This is a genomic window from Phytopseudomonas flavescens (assembly GCF_900100535.1).
Lineage (GTDB): Bacteria > Pseudomonadota > Gammaproteobacteria > Pseudomonadales > Pseudomonadaceae > Aquipseudomonas > Aquipseudomonas flavescens.
Window position 1 is genome coordinate 39,720 of the sequence record NZ_FNDG01000003.1, and the last position, 19,034, is coordinate 58,753.

13 protein-coding genes are annotated in these 19,034 nt (G+C 66.3%); all 13 read right to left on the reverse strand.

Annotation, left to right across the window (positions count from 1 at the left end; genetic code table 11):
• Nucleotides 1-189 precede the first annotated feature (189 nt).
• Nucleotides 190-2,172: a GGDEF domain-containing protein gene (locus tag BLR94_RS04345; RefSeq protein WP_084303550.1), complete on the reverse strand. Its 1,983-nt coding sequence runs from the start codon at nt 2,170-2,172 to the stop codon at nt 190-192.
• 2 nt (nt 2,173-2,174) lie between these two features.
• Complete coding sequence (locus BLR94_RS04350; RefSeq protein WP_167359712.1) at nt 2,175-3,038, reverse strand: endonuclease/exonuclease/phosphatase family protein; 864 nt, start codon at nt 3,036-3,038, stop codon at nt 2,175-2,177.
• Between the two features lie 24 nt (nt 3,039-3,062).
• Nucleotides 3,063-3,692: a thiol:disulfide interchange protein DsbA/DsbL gene (locus tag BLR94_RS04355; RefSeq protein WP_084303551.1), complete on the reverse strand. Its 630-nt coding sequence runs from the start codon at nt 3,690-3,692 to the stop codon at nt 3,063-3,065.
• A gap of 228 nt (nt 3,693-3,920) precedes the next feature.
• Nucleotides 3,921-4,526: a c-type cytochrome gene (locus tag BLR94_RS04360; protein ID WP_084303552.1), complete on the reverse strand. Its 606-nt coding sequence runs from the start codon at nt 4,524-4,526 to the stop codon at nt 3,921-3,923.
• 425 nt (nt 4,527-4,951) lie between these two features.
• A complete protein-coding gene (gene tagQ, locus BLR94_RS04365) occupies nt 4,952-5,836 on the reverse strand; it encodes a type VI secretion system-associated lipoprotein TagQ (protein ID WP_084303553.1) in 885 nt (294 codons plus the stop codon).
• 155 nt (nt 5,837-5,991) lie between these two features.
• Entirely contained in the window at nt 5,992-7,692 is a 1,701-nt protein-coding gene (locus BLR94_RS04370; RefSeq protein WP_084303554.1) for a formylglycine-generating enzyme family protein, read from the reverse strand.
• Nucleotides 7,685-8,881: an ABC transporter permease gene (locus BLR94_RS04375; RefSeq protein ID WP_084303555.1), complete on the reverse strand. Its 1,197-nt coding sequence runs from the start codon at nt 8,879-8,881 to the stop codon at nt 7,685-7,687. The genes BLR94_RS04370 and BLR94_RS04375 overlap by 8 nt, the downstream gene beginning before the upstream one ends.
• On the reverse strand, nt 8,881-9,597 hold the full coding sequence (locus BLR94_RS04380; protein ID WP_084303556.1) for an ABC transporter ATP-binding protein: 717 nt from the start codon (nt 9,595-9,597) through the stop codon (nt 8,881-8,883). Before BLR94_RS04380 ends, BLR94_RS04375 begins: the two co-directional genes overlap by 1 nt.
• Nucleotides 9,597-12,626, reverse strand: coding sequence for a serine/threonine-protein kinase (locus BLR94_RS04385; protein WP_084303557.1), 3,030 nt, complete (start codon nt 12,624-12,626; stop codon nt 9,597-9,599). The genes BLR94_RS04380 and BLR94_RS04385 overlap by 1 nt, the downstream gene beginning before the upstream one ends.
• Before the next feature lie 158 nt (nt 12,627-12,784).
• Nucleotides 12,785-13,513 carry a PP2C family protein-serine/threonine phosphatase gene (locus BLR94_RS04390; protein ID WP_084303558.1) on the reverse strand — a complete coding sequence of 243 codons (729 nt, stop codon included), beginning with the start codon at nt 13,511-13,513 and terminating at the stop codon, nt 12,785-12,787.
• The gene (gene tagF, locus BLR94_RS04395; protein ID WP_084303559.1) at nt 13,510-14,169 is read right to left on the reverse strand and encodes a type VI secretion system-associated protein TagF; all 660 of its coding nucleotides are present in this window, start codon (nt 14,167-14,169) and stop codon (nt 13,510-13,512) included. The genes BLR94_RS04390 and tagF overlap by 4 nt, the downstream gene beginning before the upstream one ends.
• Entirely contained in the window at nt 14,166-17,684 is a 3,519-nt protein-coding gene (gene tssM / locus BLR94_RS04400; protein ID WP_084303560.1) for a type VI secretion system membrane subunit TssM, read from the reverse strand. Before tssM ends, tagF begins: the two co-directional genes overlap by 4 nt.
• On the reverse strand, nt 17,681-19,030 hold the full coding sequence (locus tag BLR94_RS04405) for a DotU family type VI secretion system protein (protein ID WP_084303561.1): 1,350 nt from the start codon (nt 19,028-19,030) through the stop codon (nt 17,681-17,683). The genes tssM and BLR94_RS04405 overlap by 4 nt, the downstream gene beginning before the upstream one ends.
• Between the last annotated feature and the right edge of the window lie 4 nt (nt 19,031-19,034).

Genomic DNA, 19,034 nt, shown 5'->3' on the forward strand with positions numbered 1-19,034 from the left:
CCGGGCGACTACCGGCTTCACGCTTTGCGACAACCGGCACAGGCCTGCCGGGCGCGCTACACGAACCGCCCTGGGGCAGCTGGCGTAGGGCGCCGGTCAGCGCGCCTTCGCCACGCCTGGCGGGCGGCCGTGGCAGCAGATACCTGGGAATGCCGAGCCGGTAGGTGCGATGCCTGAACGGCGGCCGCTTCAACCCTGCTCGATGCGGTTGCGACCGCTTCGCTTGGCGCGGTAGAGCGCCTGATCGGCACGTTCGAACACCTGCTCGCTGCGCTCCTCGGCAGCGAATGCGCTGATACCGCCAGACAGGGTGATGGTGACCCGTTCGCCCCGGAAGTGGAACGGGCAACTCTCGATCGCGGTGCGCAGCGTATCGAGTAGCTTCAGGCCGCCGTCCATGGGCGTGGAGGGGATCAGCAGAACGAACTCCTCGCCGCCGAAACGGGCGATGAAGTCGGTCTTGCGCAGCCGCTTGAACAATTCACCCGCGATGATCTTCAGCACCTTGTCACCAGCCAGGTGGCCGAAATCATCGTTGATGCGCTTGAAGTGGTCGATATCCAGCACCGCCAGCAGCAGATCGCCGCCATAACGCTGCCAGCGCGCCAGCTCGAGATCCAGGCGCTCCATCCAGGCAGCACGGTTGGGTAACCCGGTAAGGGGATCGAGCAGGGCCTTCTGCCGCTGCTCTTCGAGATGATCGCGAAAGCCCTTGGCCTCCAGCTCCATGCTCGCCACGCGCTCGACCAGGGTCTGCAGGCGCTCCCCCACCTGCTGCTCACGCTGGTCACGCTGCTGCTGGTACTGCTCCATCGTCCCGAGCAGGCCGCTGAGGCGATTTTCCACCAGGCTTTTGAGGGTGTCGAGATCAGTGGCTTCGAGCACACTGCTGTGCAAGCCATCGACCTGCTGGCGCAACTCGCTGTCCAGGCTACGCACGGCCTGGCTGGCGTCGGCATAATCGGCGTGCACATCACGCAGACTGCCCTGGAAGGCGGCCAGACGCTCGTTGAGCTGCTTGAGATAGCCTTCGAACTCACGCTGGCCGACATCCGCGATGGCCAGCATCAGCACACCCAGATCGTCCAGCACCGGTACCAGCTCGTACATGTTGAGACCGGCGGTGATGCGCTGTCGTAGCGCATCGGCCTGTGCCTGGTGGCGCTCAGGCAGCGGCAACTCCTCGAGCAAGTCGAGCAGGCTGCTTTCGACATGGCTGGCGATGGCGCTGTAGCCGGGCTCAGGCGCGGCCGGCAGGGCATATTCGGGGTCGGCCGGCAGCGGCGCGTCCCCTGCCGCAACCTCTGCCTGGGCACCGTCGTCTCGCGAAACCCCATCGACGGCGACGGCCTGTGCTGGCTCGACGGGCTCGGCGACTGGCGTTGGCATCAACAACGCAGACGACAGCGGCAGACTGTCGAGCAGTGCCCTGCCGCTGGCCAACGGCGCAGGGGCGAGCGACACCACAGGCGCGATGGGCTGCTGCGGCGCGGAAGGCGCCAGCGGCTCGGCCGGCAGTGCAGGTGCAGGTGCAGGTGCAGGTTCGCCGATGACGGGGGGCTGTACCTGCTCCTCTTCAGCAGGTGCGTCCTGTGGTGGAGGGACCTGCTCGACAGGGGTCACCTCGGCCGGCGTGCTCGGGCTCGGCGCGTCACGGTTTCCGAACAGTCGCTCGATGAAACCGGGGCGTTCGACCTGCTCCGCTCCCAGCACAGTCAGCGCCTGCTGCTGCAACTGGCTCAGTTCGGCCAGCAGAGCAGGTAACTCACGCGATTGCCGCGCTCGCTCGTCGACCTGCTTGGCGTAACGTTTGAGCGGTTTGCGGACATCACCTGGCAATTCCATCTTCAGCAACTGTGCCACCAGGCTGGACAGGCCGCTGGCGACTTGCTCGATTCGTTGCTGACGACGCTGCTCGGAATCCAGCACGGTCTTTTCAAGGCGTGGAATCAGCGCACTGAGCCCGGCATCCATATCGTCGCGGCGCAGGATCTCACGCAGATCCTGCATGCACTGGTCGACCGATTTGTCGGAGCCCTCGGCAGCCAGGCTGCTGCGCACCAGACCGCGCCGCAGCAAGTCGATGCGCGCATCCCAGCGGCGCTCGAGTTTCTCCTGCTGCTCAAGGTTGGACAGGTATTTCTCGCGCCAGCGCTGGGCATCGTCAGCCATGCTCAGGGCTCCCGCAGGCAGGGCGGTGACGGTGGAGCAAGGGAGTTGGGCAGACGGATTTCCACGGCCACCGGCAGGTGATCGGAGATCGGCTGGGCCAGCACCTGGACGCGCTCCAGCTCCAGGCCGGGGCTGAGCAGAATGTGGTCGAGGCAGCGCTGGGGTCGCCAACTCGGGAAGGTCGCCTCGACCTGTGGAGCGATCAGGCCGAGATCGCGCAAGGGCGAATGCTCCAGCAGGTCGGCGGCGTGGGTGTTCATGTCGCCCATCAGGATCTGGTGGCGATAGCCACCGATCAGTTCGCGGATATAGGCCAGTTGCCGGGTGCGCGTACGCGGCCCCAGCGCCAGGTGCATCATCACCACCGCAATGGCATCGTCGCCTTCACCGATACGCAGCAGGATCGCGCCACGACCGGCCGGGCCGGGCAGTGGATGATCCTCGAGCAGCGTTGGCCGCAGGCGGCTGAGCAGCCCATTGCTGTGCTGGCCGAAACGGCCGAGATTACGGTTGAGCTGCTGGTACCAGTAGGGAAAGGTACCCAGGCGGGCCAGGTGTTCGATCTGGTTGACGAAGCCGGAGCGCACGCTGCCACCGTCGGCTTCCTGCAGGGCCACGATGTCGTAGTCCCCCAGCAAGTCGCCGATGCGCTGCAGATTGCCGGCGCGCCCCTGATGCGGCAGCAGGTGCTGCCAGCCGCGGGTCAGGTAATGGTGGTAACGCTCGGTACTGATACCGACCTGGATGTTGAAACTGAGCAGACGCAGGCGCCCGTTCTGCGGCCAATCGCCGTCGGGGGTGCAGTCCGGGTTGACCTGTGGCGCGCACAGGCCAGCCTGACGGGGCATCGAACGGCGGCGCAGCATGGCGGGGCGCTCCGTAGGGGCCGGTTACTTGGCTGCCCGCTCTTTGGCGATCAGGTGGTCGGCGACTTGCAAGGTCTGCTCCGGGCCACCGGAGCTGGAAATATCGAAACGGTATTTACCGTTGACGATCATCACCGGTACACCGTTGATCTGATAGGCCATGGCCAGCTTTTTGGCTTTTTCCATCTGGCTCTTCACGCCGAAGGAGTTGAAGGCCTTGAGGAAGGCATCACGGTCAATGCCCTGGGTGACCAGAAAATCGGCCATTTCTTCCGGCGTGGCCAGCTTGCGGCCTTCCTGGTGAATGGCGCGGAACACCTCGTTGTGTACCTTGTGCTCGACCTTCATGCTTTCCAGGGTGAGGAACATTTGCCCGTGGGCATTCCATACGCCACCGAACAGCGCGGGGATACGAATGAAGTTGACGTCTTCCGGGAGTTTTTCGATCCAGGGATTGAGCGTCGGCTCGAACTGGTAGCAGTGCGGGCAGCCATACCAGAAGAGTTCCACGACTTCGATCTTGCCGGGTTTGGAAATCGGTACCGGGTTGCTCAGCTCGACATACTGCTTGCCGGCTTCGATCTCGGCGGCGTGAGCAGCGACACCGAACAGGCTGACACCAGCCAGAACCGCGGAAAGGATCAGATTACGCATGCATGACTCCTTGCTATGGGGGTGCTGCGGACAGCATCGCTTCGACTGGATAGCCACCCGGCAGGTTCCTTCATTGTAGCCGCCTCGCCAACGAAAAAGGCGCCCAACGGCGGCTTTTTCATTCCCCCTCACGCCGATCTCGGCGAGCCGCCCCACGGAGCAACCTTCAAGCCGGGGGCAAGCGGCCAGGTCCTCTACCGGCCCGGCTTCGCTTGCCCCTCATGAGCGCTAGTGCAGACCCTGGATGTAACTCGAGACCGCCTCGATATCCTTGTTGCCGAGCTTGGCGGCGATGTCACGCATGAGCATGCTGTCGCCGTCATTGCTGCGCTCGCCCTCGCGGAAAGCGGTCAGTTGCTTGGCGATGTAGTCGGCGTGCTGGCCACCCAGGTGAGGATAGCCGGCGGCGGCGATGCCGCTGCCGTCAGGGGAGTGGCAGCCCGTGCAGGCCGGCATCCCTTCTGCCAGCTTGCCACCACGGAACAGGGCCTGGCCACGTGCCACAAGCCCGGGATCGGCGGCACCGACAGTCATTTTCTGAGCGGCGAAATAGGCCGCCACGTCGGCCATGTCCTGATCACCGAGCGGCTCGAGCATGCCGGTCATCTCCAGTACAGGGCGGGCACCGGACTTGATGTCCTGCATCTGCTTGAGCAGGTAGCGCTCGCCCTGCCCAGCCAGTTTTGGAAAGTTCGGCAACGGGCTGTTGCCATCCACCCCATGACACGCTCCGCAAACCACGGCCTTGGCCTGGCCCACAGCCGGATCGCCGGCTGCCTGGACGGCCCCGACCAGGCCCAGAGCCACCAGCAGACTCACTATCATCTTGTTCATCAGCTAATCCAAAACGGCTAAGAGAGAAGTGTTGTGAACCGGGGTGATCCGCCCACCGCGTCTTGCACGGCAGTGCGTAGAGACTCAAGTCGCGCATCCCTGCATGCCCCCTTGGGGCAGCATGGGCTCACCGGCAAACGCCTTCATCAGCGCGTCGCCGACGCCTGCCGCGAACAGCCTGGTCACCCACTCGGCACCCGCCATGATTGCCCAGCACGGCGGCGCCGATAGTGACCGGCATCAATCACCCATGCACATTCCCGGCAAGCAACGTCCCGAGCGGTCGGCGGACCTGCCTAACCCGTGCGTGGAAGCATCCTCATCTTGAGCTGTACGAGCGGCACTGGACACCGGAATGTGCACCTGCCGACCGACAGCAGACGTAAAAAAACCGCGCCAGGCGCGGTTTTCTGTATAGCCAGGTGTCAGGCCTTGCAGCTGGCCGGCGCCCAGTCACCCATGTCCGGGTTGCTGCACACCTCGCTGACCAGCGTGCGACCACGGCTGGCCACCTGCTGGCTTTCCTTCTGCTTGGCCTGGGCCTTCTGCAGGGACTGCTCGGTGGTGATGACTTCCTTGGTCACCTTGGTGGTGGGTTTCGGCTGCTTGGCGGTGGCCACCTTGGTCACGTCCTGGCGCTGCACGCCAACGGCCTGCAGATCCTTCTCATAGGCCTGGGTGTAGGTACTGACGTTTTCCCCGGTGCGGCCGTCAACCTTGGCCAACAGCGCATTGGTTTCGCTCAGGCCACTGACGATTTCCGCCAGGCGCTTGCGCCCGTCGGCGTCGCTGATCTTGTTCGCCTTGCGGTCGGCGCGCAGCTGCGTGAACGCCTGCTGGTAGCAGCTCTGCGCGGCGCTGGCGTAACGGATGTTGCGGTCAATGGCCTGGTTGTTGGTATCGATATCGGTGGCGTAGGAGGCCAGACGCGCGTTGTCGTCGGTGATCTGCTGCTGGCGCTGGCTGTAATAGGCCACCGCGCCTCCGGCCAGGGCGCCACCGGCGGCGCCGATGGCCGCGTTGCGACCCCGCTTCTCATCGTCGACCAGCGCGCCACCCAGGGCGCCCATCAGGCCACCGGTCACCGCGCCGATGGCGACACTGCGGCCCATCGCTTCATCAGAGCTGCGCAGCTGTTTCACGGGCTCGTAGCATTGCGGGAAGAACTCCACCTGGGTGGTCGAGGCAACCTGGGAGCTCGGCGAGGACATACCGGCACAGCCGACCAGCAGCACACTGGTGCAGGTGACGGCAGAAAGCAGCGCAGTGCGTATCGAGGAAAAAGCGGGGGCCTTGCTGAGATTTTGCATCGTCGTCGATCTCGTACTTGAGTGAGTGTTTATTCCATTCGGGCAGCGTCGCATGACAACCGCCCGCTTGATCACGGCCAGGGCCGCCAGAATTCCTTTCAAAGCCGGCATCTGTCAACCGATGCCTGGCATCCATCGTCGCCACGCTACCGCGCTCAAGGCGCCAGCAACTGTTTCAGAATCAGCTCGGCATCAGCCTTGCGGTTCTTGCGGTACTCGCCGACATGCCGCACGAACAGCGTAGCCCGATTCACCAGACTTTTACCCAGTACCGGCTTGCGCGCCAGTTCTTCCTTGGTGCGCTGGAACTGCGCCTGGATGACCGCATTGCTGTAACGCGTGCCGTTGGCCAGGTTGTCGATATAGATCGCCAGCGCTCCGTCCAGTGCGCTACGCCCATTGGCCATCGCCGCTTCGAACAGTTTCGCCGAAGCCTCATCCTTGGCTTTGCGAGCCTCGTCACGACTCTTGCGCAAATTGGTCAGGCGGATGTTGTAGTTGTTGATCGTTTCGGCCACCAGGGCAGCCGACTGGATCAGGTTGCCCGCGGCATCCTCGCGCTGCTTGGCGATCAGCGACACGCCTCGCTTGAGCTCTTCGTTGACGATCGCCAGGCGATCGCGCAGTTGCGGATCGTCGCTGTTGGCGATCAGGGCATCGAGGAGTTTGGTGGCATCCTGTTCTTCGTCGATCTCGTCGGTGAGCGTACTCACTCGTCCTTCGTCCTTCCATTGCGCGAACAGTTCCTTGTAACGCGAGCGGGGTGCCGAGAGCGCGCCGATGGAGACACGGAAACCGGTGGTTTCGTTACGCTGCTCGGTGCCATCGGCAGCGAACAGCGGGTACTCGCGGCGCATGCCGGTGAACAGGGTCATCTCCCCTTCCAGGTAGTTGCCGCCCTTGACCACGAAGCCGCCGTAGGTGCCTTGCCGACGCCCGGCATGCACCAGCTGGAAGGACTCCTGGACCATTTCCGCGGCGTTGCCGATGACGTCGAACAGGCCGATGGGGTTGGGTTTCTTCAGGCCGACGGGCAACAGCCGGGCATTCTGGCCGGTGCCACCGGAGACCTGATTGAACACCGCCCAGTCGCCCAGCGGGCCGTCGCTGTCGCTGCCCTCCTGCGGGCGCGGGAACAGGCGGGCCTCCAGCTGCTGGCGGCTGACCGCGTGCCCGCCCCGGGCGGCGAACTCCCACTCCACCTCGGTGGGCAGCCGCACGAATCCCTGGCCACCGTCCTCGCCGTTGCCACCGCGTCCGCTGACTGGCAACAGGTCGCGGTGGTGCTTGAGCAGCCAGGTGCTGTAAACCGCCGCGAAACGCTCGGCGTCGAAACGCGACAAATCGACCTTGGGCAGCCGCCCGGTCATTCCGGAAGGTGCCTCGCAGGCGGGGGCCTCACCCTCTCCGGCCAGCGCAGGAGCCTGGGCCATGACCAGATCGTACTGTCGTTGGGTCACTTCGTACTTGCCGATGAAGTACAGCATCGGCTTGAGCGGCGTCACCCCGTCGGCCTTGGGCAGCTCACCGCGGACGTGGGCCTGCCAGTCCTTGGAGAGGTCGTCGAGGGTGAACTGGCCATTGATGTAGTCGCGCCGGTAGCCGGAGATGAACGACTGCTGATAGCCCGGTTCACCCTCGCTGAAGGGGTAGCCGAGGGTCACCTCACGGTCGTCCAGCGAACCCTTGGCGAGCACGTAGACATGCCGGAAGACCATCTGCCCCTCGCAGGGCAGCGGCAGACTCACGTCACCTTTCAGCGGCTTGGGATTGTAGAGCGGATCCGCATCGGCCTCGGCCCAGGCGGTACCGGTGAAACACCAGAGAACCAACGTGGCACTCAGCACCTTATACATGACGCAATCCTTCCGAGGCTTCCAGGTAGGCGGCCCGCCAACCACCAGCAGCGGCCGCGAGCACACAGCACAGTAGCGTTGCCAGCGCCGCCAGCAGATAATGGGCAAACAGCAGGCGACAAGCATATTCGCCGGATGCCGACTGCAACAACAGGTTCAGCCCACTCGCCGCCACCGCGTACAGCAGTGCCGAAACCAGCAGGCTGGCGATCCCCGTATACAGTGCCTGCAAGACCACGAAAGCGACCAGTGCGGCGGCGGGGAACCCCAGCAGGCGCAGCACGGCCAGCTCATGGCGCTTGCGTTGTACCGCGCCCAGGGTGCTGGCGATGAGCGCGGCGAAGGCGCCGGCCAGGGACAGGCAGGCCACCGACCAGAAAATCCACCCCAGGTTGCGGCTCAGGGTGCGGACCTGAGCCACTGCTTCGGCCTGGGTCACCACGGCCTGCCGCGCCTGCTGGAAATGCAGGCGCAGGCTTTCCACACCATCGAGATCACGGGCATACAGGCGAAAGCCGGGGTAAACCCGCTCCGACGGCGCGGTAGCCTGCGCTCCCGGCCAGCCGAAAGCGGCGACCGCCAGGCCATCACGATAATCCTCCACCGCCTCCAGCAGCGGCAACGAGGCGAACAGCGCGTCGCGCGAGAATGCTGCCAGCGGCAGCACCGCCTGCACCTGCAGGCGGGCACGCGCGTATTGCGGCACGCCCTGCACGCTACGCCCGAAACCTGCCTCGAGGGTGTCCCCCGCCGTGACGCCGAGTTTCTCCGCCGCGCTCTGGCTGAGCAGCACGGCATTTACACCGACCGGCGCCGGCAGTGAGCCGAGCAGCGGGTCGCCTGATGCAGTCGGCAGCATTTCCACGGTGATGGCCTGCCCGGCGCCCTGCAGCTCGGCGGTGGCGGCGATCGGCCGGGTTCGCGGGACCACGAACCCCACGTCGTCACGCCGGGCCAGCGCCTCGATGGCCTGCAGACTGTAGCGGGCACCGCCGAGCGGAATCACCTCGCGCACGCCGGGGTCACGCTCCAGGCGCTCGGTGAGCGTCGTCACCAGGCCGAACTTGAGACCGAACAGCACCAGCAACGGTGCGATGACAGCCGCCAGGGCGAGGATCGCGCACCAGGACAGGCGCGCATCGCAGCGATAATCCTGCCAGGCGAGACGCGCGAACAGGGCCAGGCGCATCAGCCCGCCTCCCCCAACCGTGCAGCTACCACGCCGTCGCTGCGCTGTTCCACCGTCAGGCGCATGGGTGTCAGCCCGTAGCGAACGGCCAGCGCTTCGTCGTGGGTGGCGATCACCAGACACAGGTCGCGCACCGCCGCCTGCTCGACCAGCAGTTGCATCACCCGCTCGGCGTTCAGCGGGTCGAGCGATGCGGTCGGCTCGTCGGCCAGCACGATGGCCGGGCGGTGGGCCAGAGCGCGGGCGATACTGACGCGCTGCCGTTGACCGACGGAAAGCCGCCCCGGCTGCCGGTCGAGCAGATCGGCAATTCCCAGTTGCTCGGCCAGTTGCTCGACCGCACCGTCCATTGGCAGCCCCAGGAGTTCGCGGGGTAGCTGGATATTGCCGCGTACATTCAGAAAACCGAGCAGCCCACCGGTCTGCAGCACGTAGCCGAAGGCGCGGGCGCGCAGCCGGGCCAGCTCGTCATGCCGGCCAAGCCGCCACAGTTCGGCGAGATCGAGGCCCTGCTGGCTGTCGTCCCAGCGCAGCGTGCCGCCCGGGTCTGGCGACAACGCCAGCGCCAGCAGATCGAGCACCGTGCTCTTGCCGCTGCCGCTGGGGCCGGTCAGGGCGATTCGCTGTCCGGCGCGCAATGCCAGCCCGGGGATTTCCAGGCGATAGCGCTGCCCCTGCGCACCGCGGGTCTTGCTGATCGCACCAAGTGTGAGCATCAGGGCAGGGTCGACAGGGGCACACGGTACAGCGCGTCTCCCGCAGGCGCGTCGCCGAAGCGTACCCAGTTGGCCGTATCGTTGTGGAAGGTCTCGTAGAGCTGGATCTTCGAATCCAGCTCGTCGATGAAATCTTCCTGCTCGGCCACGCTGAGCGACAGCCACAGGTCCTGACTCATGTTCAGCACCTTGCTGCGGTAGGGCAAACCATCCAGGTACTCACCCAGCACGCCGCTCTGGGCCAGGTTGCCGCCCTTGACCATGGCCGACGGATCGCGACTCATATGGGCACTGGCGCTGGCGATTTCCTGGAAGAAGTCCTTCGGCGAACTCTGCGTACGCCGCGCGGCGTCGACCACCATGCGCAGCGACTGCTGCAGGTCGTTGAGCTGCAGTTTGGTGAGCAGCACGCAGACCTGGAAGGCCGGCAAGGCAGGATCGGTGATGTCACGATCGCTGGTCCACGCAGTGACCACCTGGGGCGCCCGCGCCTCGGCCTGATGACCGAGGAAGTCCATGTGCATGGCGTAGCCGACCGCGGCGGACTTGTCGGCGATGCTGGCACCGCCCTTGGGCTCGGGCAGGCTGCTGTCGGTGCGCACCTGGTGCACCAGATCGGCGAAGGCGCTGCCGATCTCCGTCACGCTGTTGCCGAAGGCGTTCACGTCACCGCCGGCCACCGGAACGTACAGGTCGCCGATGCGTGGGTTGGGGTCGGCGGTGAGGCTGCGGTACTGCTGCTCGGCAAAGCCGTGATTGCGCTTGCCGGTGGCGGTCTTCAGGTGCAGGGCATAGATCTTGATCTGCTTGCGCAGTGCCGCCTCGCGCACCTCCGCCTCGTTCATCTGGGTCATCCCCAGCGGGTCGCTCTTGCGCAACGCGCCGGCATCGCTGACCAGCAGGATCAGGCGGCCGCCATAGCCGTTCCAGTCCATCTCATCGACGGCCTGCATGACACCGGCGAAAGCGTCCTCGTTGAAGTCATGACTGGACACGTCGGTGGCCTTGATCTGCTGCGCCAACTGCAGAAACCGCTCGGGATCACGCCCCTGCTCCAGGGATACCAGGGTCTTGGCGGTGTACTCCAGGCCAGGCGTCTTGGCGGTATTGCTGCGGAAGCCGACCATGCCGAAGCTGACGCTGTCCAGATCGCCGCGGTTGGCGATCTGGCCCTGCAGTTCATGGACGACGTCGCGTATGCGGTCGATGTAGGGCTGCATCGACACCGAGGTGTCGACCACCAGCACGATGGCCGTTCTGAATCCTTCCGGCCTTGCCACTGGCGCGCTTTCGCCCTGGTTCTGCGGGGCGCTGCCAGGGTCGATGGAGGCGACGTTGAGCAATTGCATCGGCTGGCCGTTGGCGTCGAAGGTTTCTGCCGAGTCGAAGATCGGCAGCAGGTAGAACTGATCCTGGGGGACCGCGCTGCCGCCCGGCTCTACCGCCACCACGTTGTGGCCGGTACCTTTCAGCGCCTCACGCAACGCCTTGCGAGCGCGGGCCGGCTCGGCCAGCAGCTGCTCCAGGGCCGAGGCGTCGCGCACGAACATCACCGGGGCACGACCGGAGCGCTCGGTGAACTTGAGCACCAGGCTCTGCTTCCAGTCGCTCACCGCCGTGGCCGGCAGCCAGCCATCGCGGCGGCCGTCGCTGGAGGCACCGATCTGCAGCCACGGCTGGCCGTCGATATCCTGCCGGGCATACACATAGAACACCGAAAACGCCGGCATGTCCTTGCCGCTGCTGGCACCCGCCGTAGCGGCCAGCTTGGCGCCGGGTTTGCTCAGCACGCGCTGGAACAGGGTTTTCTTGCCTGGCATGAGCAGCGGGCGATCACCACCATCGCTGTCCGCCACCGCCGAGATCGGGCCGGCCTCGCCACTTGGCTGGGCCAGGGGCTGAGCGGGCTCGCCGGCTACCGGCGGCGAGGCTGGCGGCGCGCTGTCGGAGCCGAACAGCCAGTAACCACAACCGGCCAACAACAGCACGCCGGCCAGGGAAGCGCCGAGAATCAGCGGCTTCCTGCTGGAGCCCGCGTTGCCTTCACGTACCGATGATGCCAACGGCGAGGGCTGCGGGCGCGGTGGCGGCACGGCGGTATCCGCCGCCGGTGCATGGGTCGGTATTGCCACGGAAACCGCTGCCAGCGGCGGCACGCTGTCGCCGCCCTTGGCCTCGGCGGCGGCAGGCAGCACCAGTGGCTGGAACAGGGTGGCATCGTCGGTGGCAGCGGCTGGCACCTGCAGGCGATCGAGCGCGGCAATCAACTGCGCCGCATCGGCGAATCGCTCGTTGGGATCCTTGGCCAGCAGGCGTTCGAGAATCGGCTGGTAGCGGCCATGCACCATGGGCAGCGCCGGCAACGGCTCGGTCAGATGCGCCAGGGCCGTGGACAGCGAATCATTGCCGATGTAGGGCAGCTTACCGGTGAGGATCTCGTACAGCACCACGCCGAGGGCGTAGAGATCGGCACGGCCATCGATATCCAGACCACGGGCCTGTTCCGGGCTCATGTAGCTGGGCGTACCGACGGCGAAACCGGCCTGGGTGAACTGGGTACGGTCGTCCAGCGCCTTGGCGATGCCGAAGTCGCTGAGCACCGCCGTACCGTCAGCGCGAAACAGGATGTTGGCCGGTTTGACGTCACGGTGAACCATGCCCTGGGCATGGGCGTAACCAAGGGCGGAGGCGATCTGGCGAATCCACACCAGCCCCTGATCGATGCTCAGGCCGGCGCTGATGCGCTCCTTGAGGGTACCGTTGGGCAGGTATTCCATGGCCATGTAGTAGAGGCTGCCGACATTGCCGATGTCGTGGATGGTCACGGTATTCGGATGCGACAGCCGCGCCAGGGTCTTGCCCTCGCGCAGGAAGCGCTCGCAGAAGGTCGGGTCCGCGGCCAGCGAGGCCGCCATGATCTTCAGCGCGACCTTGCGGTCGAGGGAACGCTGTGTAGCCAGGTAGACCACGGCCATCGCACCATCGCCCAGCTCGCGTTCGATGTCGTAACCCGGTATTTGCATGTCCATGCTATCGGTCTTCCGAGGCCACCCCGAGAGACTCGGGCGCGGCAGCTATTTGAGTGTTTGGCAGATCAGCGTGCCGCGGGCGCCCATCGAGCATTTCGACGGGCTGCCTGGCCAGCCGGTGAAAACCACCTGCTTCGCAGATGGTCTTCACCAGCCCGTCAGGCGGCCTTGATCACCACGGCGGTAATATTATCCGGGGCGCCTCGGGTCAAGCCAAGGTGCACCAGGCTGCGCACCACCTGGTACGGATCCTCATGCCCCAGCACCTCGCGCAGTTCATGATCCTCGACCGTCTTGTTCAGGCCATCGCTGCAGAGCAGAAAGGTGTCACCCGGGCGCACGTCCAGGCGTACGCTTTCCAGTTGCAGGTCATCCTGCACGCCCAGGGCACGGGTGACGATATTGCCCATGGGGTGGCTGCGCGCCGCCTCTTCGTCGAGCAGGCCGCTGTCGACCAGTTCCTGAACGTAGCTGTGATCGCGGCTGATCGGTTGCAGGTCGCCGTTGCGCAGCCGGTACAGGCGGCTGTCGCCGGCCCACAGGCATAGCGCTTCGGCACCCCGTGCGGCAAGCACCGCCACGGTGCTGCCCATGGTCGCCCCGCCACGCTTCTCGGCCTCGATGCGCACCTGCTGATTGACGTGATCGAGGGTGTCGATCAGCGCCCCTTCATAAGTGTTCAGCACGGCACTGGGCGGCAACGCACGCAGGCTGTCGATGATCAGGCTGCTGACGTAGTCACCGCTGGCATGCCCGCCCATGCCGTCGGCGACAGCCCACAGGCCGTTGTCCGGAGCATCCAGGCAGGCATCTTCGTTGATCTTGCGCACCATGCCGACATGGGTATGGCTGGACGAGTGGTATTGGGTAACGCTCGACGGACTCATGCCTCGCCTCCTGCGGACTCGCTGAGCAGGCGACAGAACGCCTCGGCCGGGGGCAACCCGGCGAAGCGTACCAGGCCGGGCGCGACACGCTCGGAACCGCGTCCCCACCACAGGCTGGCGCCGCTGCAGGCTTGCTGCATCAGGGCCAGGCCTCGGGCCCGCGGATTATCCACAGACCAGATCGCAGCGCCGCTGGCATCCTGGCGCGGGGCGCTGCCGGTCGCCAGCAGCGGGCTGCCAAGGGCGCCTACACCCCGCTCGAAGGCGTCGGCATCGGCATCGGCTTGCAGGGTCGAGAGCAGCAGGGCCTCGGCACGCTCGAACCAGTCGTCGCTGTCGCTGAGCAGGTGACCGATATCGGTCTGTACCGGCAGCGGCAGGGCGATGGTCAGGGGAAAGTACCGACCGACGCGGTCGACGCTGGGCATCATCACCCCGCAAACGGCGTGCTGGCCGAGCAGGCCAGGCGCTATCGCGAAGCGCCAGAGCGGGCTGACCAGATAGGCATCCAGCCAGGCGTCGCCCAGGGTCTGCCGACTGGCGCTGAGGCCTGCCGTCAGCCAGTTGTCCCAGGCCTCGATGAAGCCCGGCGCAAGACCGCGATGAATGAAATCGCCACGTACGGCCAGTTTGCCGTAGAAACCCGGGTTACTCACAAACGCTCCGGCAGGTTGAAACCGCTGACCACCTGGCGGCGGAATGGATTGAACGCACTGCTGGCCCGCAGCTCGCTGGAAATGCTCGCGTTGTCGACGCGCATGCGCAAGGTGAAGCGGTCCGGCGAATTGCCCTGGGCAAGCTCCGACTGGTCGAGCAGGCGGAACCAGGCCCAGGGCCCTTCCAGGGTGATCCCCGAACGCCCGGTGACCGACGCCGGCGAAATGTTCAGACGTACCACCCCGGTGCCGTTGGCGCTCGGCCACTGCATGGCGACCGGCCTGGCCGGGCCGTGGTCGTAACTGAACTGCTGGCCGTCGAGGTCGAGCTGGAACTGCTCGATGCTGGCGTCCATCGCCACCGGCCTCAGCTCGAAGCGCACCATCGGCTGGGTGCCACCGGAACGGAAGAACGCCTCGCGAATGCTCGCGGCACGCTGGAAGGTCTGCAGCACGCCGCTGCCGATACCGAGCTTCTGCGCAGCGCCGGGCTGCCAGCGCCAGGTACTCGCCGAGGTATCCACATAGGGCTGCAGGTACTTGCGGAAGTAGCCGTCGAGCACCCCGCCCTGACCGAAGAAATGGCCGAAATCGTCCAGGGTCGCATCACGGCTGCTGCCACGGTCCAGCGGGTAGCGCCCGGCCAGGGACTGGCGATAGACGCTCACCACTTCGCTCATCCAGGCGGCATTGAGCTGGTTGCGTATGCCGCCCATCATGGTGCCAGTGGTCGAGCCGACCACCGACTTGAGGAAACCCTGTACCAGCGGCGGCTGGCGCTCGGCACTCAGGCGCACCTGATCGGCAGCGGCCGTGGTCTGGTTGCGCGATTCGCCCAGCAGCGCCTCGCCACTGGCGCCACTCATGGCACTGACCTGCACATAGAGTGCGTTGAGGTCCTGCAGCAGGGCATCGATGGCAGGGGTCTGGCCATCGGCGTCCTCGACCAGGCCATTGAGTTCGGCGAAGTGCGCGGTGATCGGATCCATCTCGGTGGCCAGGGCACTGGCCACGCCCTCCTCCGACTGGCCGACCAGGGAACCGAGCTGCTGCTTGAGGCGGTCGACGGTATCGCCGCCGCGTTCCTTGAGCTTCTCGGCGACCAGTCGCTCTTCCTTCTGCAGGTCGGTTTCCTTGGCCACCGCCTGGAGCAGCTTCTTCAGCGGCGAGGCCGGCCCCGAGAGTACCCGCAACACGTCGGCGGCCTGGGCCACGCTGGTCACCGGCACGAAGTCGATATCGGCGAGCAGCGCCTCCCACTGGGCCATGTAGTCCTGCACGTAAAGGCGCCGCACCTCCAAGGCGAGGGCGGCGGCATTCTGTCCATCGTCCAGGCTGCGGCCGAGTACCCACTGCTCTTCGGCCAGGGTGCCGGCCTGGCTGACGCTGCCGACCAGGAAGGCCTCACGGTAGCCGCGCTGGGTGTAGAAGCCGCTGAGCGGCTCGTTGAGCGGCTTGCCACTCTTGCGGCTGAACACCAGTGCGGCATCACGGCCGGCTGCGTCGCTGAGGCGGAACTCCGGGATGCCCTCGGGCAGCTTCTGGCGCTTGACCCGGTCATAGGCGCGCTGGGCCACGGACAGCCGCTGCAGCCGCCGGCGTACGTCCTCGACCAGATGCTCGTCGAGGCGCACCACCGGTGGCTGACGGTCATACAGTGCGGCCAGGTGCTGATTCAGCGCCTCGCGCTGCTCCGGCAGCAGATCCCGCGGCAGGCTGCGATCCCAGTCGAGGGCGATCCAGGCCTTGATGAAGTCGGCATCGTAGTGCTCCGACTCGCCGAGCATCAGGTAGGCCTTGAGACCCTCGTAGAGGAAGTCCGAATTGCCGCCGGTACGCAACTGCTCTTCCAGCCGCGCCAGCACCCGCGGCGCCATGACCGCGATCAGCAGCTTGCGGTACACGCTGGAGGCCTCGCTGTCGAGCATGTCGCCCTGGTAGAGGCCAAAGCCCTCGGCCCAGCCCGGCGCATCGCCACTGACATTGCGGATGGCATTGAGCAGCGGTTGTACCGCCAGAACGTCGCGCTGTGCCGGGCTGAGCGCCTGCAGCTCGCCACGCAGCGGCTGTACGCGGGCATCCACGGCGGCGATGTAGGCCTGGTTGGCACGGAAGCTGGCGAACCATACCGCCGCAGTGCCGAGCACCAGAATCACGCTCGCCGCGATGACCCCTCGTGCCAGCCAGCGCTTCTGCCGCTCCACCTTGGGGTTGGCACCAACCAGACCGCGTTCGCCGAACACCACGTCACGCAGCAGGCGTTCGATGAAGTAGCTGCGCCCGGTACCGGTCTGCCGGGCCAGGTGCTGACGGTCGAGGCTCATGCTCTGCGCCATGGCACCGATCAGACGGTCGATCGGGCTGCCTTCCTGGGTACCGCTGGTCAGGTAGACGCCGCGCAGCAGCACCCGCTCCTCGTAGGGGTTGGGCTTGAACACCCCGTCGAGGAAGCCGGCCAGCGCTTCACGCAGCGCGGCGAACTGCTGCGGGAAACCATAGATCAGGTCGCGCCGCGCAGGGTCGCGCTCCTGCTGCAGACGCTCGACCAGGCGCTCGTTGAGGCGCGCCTCCAGCGCATCGAACTCGCTGCGAAACACCTGCAGCGGGCCCTCGGCACTCTTGCCATCGTCGAGGCTGAAGGTCATGCCCCAGACCTGGGCGCGTTCCTCCTTGCTCAGGCCGTCGAAGAACTCCATGAAGCCGGGCACCAGGTCCAGCTTGGTGAGCATCACGTACACCGGGAAGCGCACACCGAGCTGGGTATACAGCTCCTGCACCCGCGCGCGGATGGCCACCGCATGGGCCGCCCGCTCGCTGTCGCTGCCGAGCAGCAGATCGGACAGGCTGATGGCGACGAAAGCACCATCGATGGGCCGGCGCGAACGCTGCTTCTTCAGCAGGTCGAGAAAGCCCAGCCAGGCGGCCTTGTCGACCGCGGCATGACTGTCCTGGGTGGTGTAACGCCCGGCGGTGTCGAGCAGCACGGCCTCGTCGGCGAACCACCAGTCGCAGTTGCGCGTGCCGCCGACACCGCGTACCGCCCCGGCACCCATCTGCTCGGCCAGCGGGAAGCGCAGTCCGGAGTTGGCCAGCGCGGTGGTCTTGCCGGAGCCGGGCGGGCCGATGATCACGTACCAGGGCAATTCGTACAGGTTGCGCCGCTCGCCGCCGCCCAGCTTGGCGCGCTTGAGCAGGCCCAGGGCCTCGTCCATGCGCTGGCGCAGGGTGGCCAGCTCTTCCGCGGTGGCCACGCTGGTCGGATCCGGTGCGACCTCCACCAGCCCCTGCATGACCTTGGCCGCGTTGCGCCGCGCCTGGACGATACGCAGCACGCGCCAGGCGGCCCACGCGGCGAACAGCAGGCCGATCAGCACCCAGCGCGCGGTCGGGCCGGCCAGGGGTTCGAAACCGCCAATGGCGATCAGCGGACCGACGAACCAGATCACCAGGGCCAGCGCCAGCAAACCCAGAACCGGCATGACCCAGCGGGCCATGAAACCGAAAAACGCCTTCACTCGACGCCCTCCGCAAAGACTGTGATTTCGACCCGGCGGTTACGCGCGCGGCCCTCCGCCGTAGCGTTCGAGGCTTTGGCCTCGGTGTCGCTGCGCCCCTCCGCACGGAATCGCGCGGGCTGGCCGGTCTTGGCCGCCAGCACGTCCATCACCTGCTGGGCGCGATCCTGGGAGAGCTTCCAGTTGGACGGATAACGCAGTGTCGCGATGGGCCGGTTGTCGCTGTGCCCGGTCACCAGCACCTGGCCGTTGACCTGGCGAACGGCTTCGGCGATGCGCAGCAACAGCGGCTGGAAATCATCGGCGATCGAGGCACTGCCGGAGGCGAACAACTGGTCGCCACGGATGGTCACCACGGAACGGTCGACGGCATCCTCCACCGCGACCTTCTGCGCGCGAATCTCCTCGGCCAGGAAACCAGCCAGGCGTGGCCGCTCGACCACGCGCGGCTGCTGGGCCGGACGGTCGATGGTCTGCACCGGCACGTCGCCAAGGGCGTGCAGGTTACGGAATACCGGTTCGGCTTCGGCCGCCAGCTTCATGCGCAGGCCGAACAGCAGCAACAGCAGGATCGCCAGGCCGATGGCCACCGCCACCCACGGCGGCAGGAACTGGCGCAGGCGGTCACGGGCGACCACCAGGCCGCGCCAATGCGGCGACAATTCGCGTTCGATCTCGCCCCGCGTGCTGCGAATGGTCGCGCTGACCCGCTCGCGCAGCGCATCGAGCTGGCTGCGGCCGTCCTGCATGACCCGGTAACGGCCTTCCATGCCAAGGCTGATGCACAGGTACAGCAGTTCCATCAGGTTCAGGCGCTGGCGGGGGTTCTGCAGGCAGTGGTCGAGCAGTTGGAAAACCTTCTCGCCCCCCCAGGCCTCGTTGTGCAGGGTGATCAACAGGCTTTGCTTGCTCCAGTCACTGGCGCTGCCCCAGGGCGTGCTGAGTACCGCCTCGTCCAGCGCGGTGCAGAGCACGTAGCGCGCCAGCATCACTTCATCCTGAGCGACCCCGGCGGCTCGCGCCTTGTCCTCGAACTGGCGCAGGTAGCCGAGCAGTTGCGCGCGCAGGCTGGCCGGCGCGGGATGGGCGATGGTGCTGCGCAAGCGGGTAAGCAGCGCCAGCATCGGCCCGGCGGCGGCCTCGATGGGATTCAGGCCAAGACCCCGTGCGGCCAGTGGCGGCGCACTGGGCATGGCGGGTGGTGGCGAACCGGCGGAGGTCGGCCGCGAGGGCTCGGCGGCGCGGCCACCCGGCCGTGGCATGATCATGGTGCGGTCGTTGCCCGCCGGGTCGTGCCCCTTGCCGGGCTGGCCGGGCAAGGCGCCAAATGGATCGTCGATGGTCATCGCG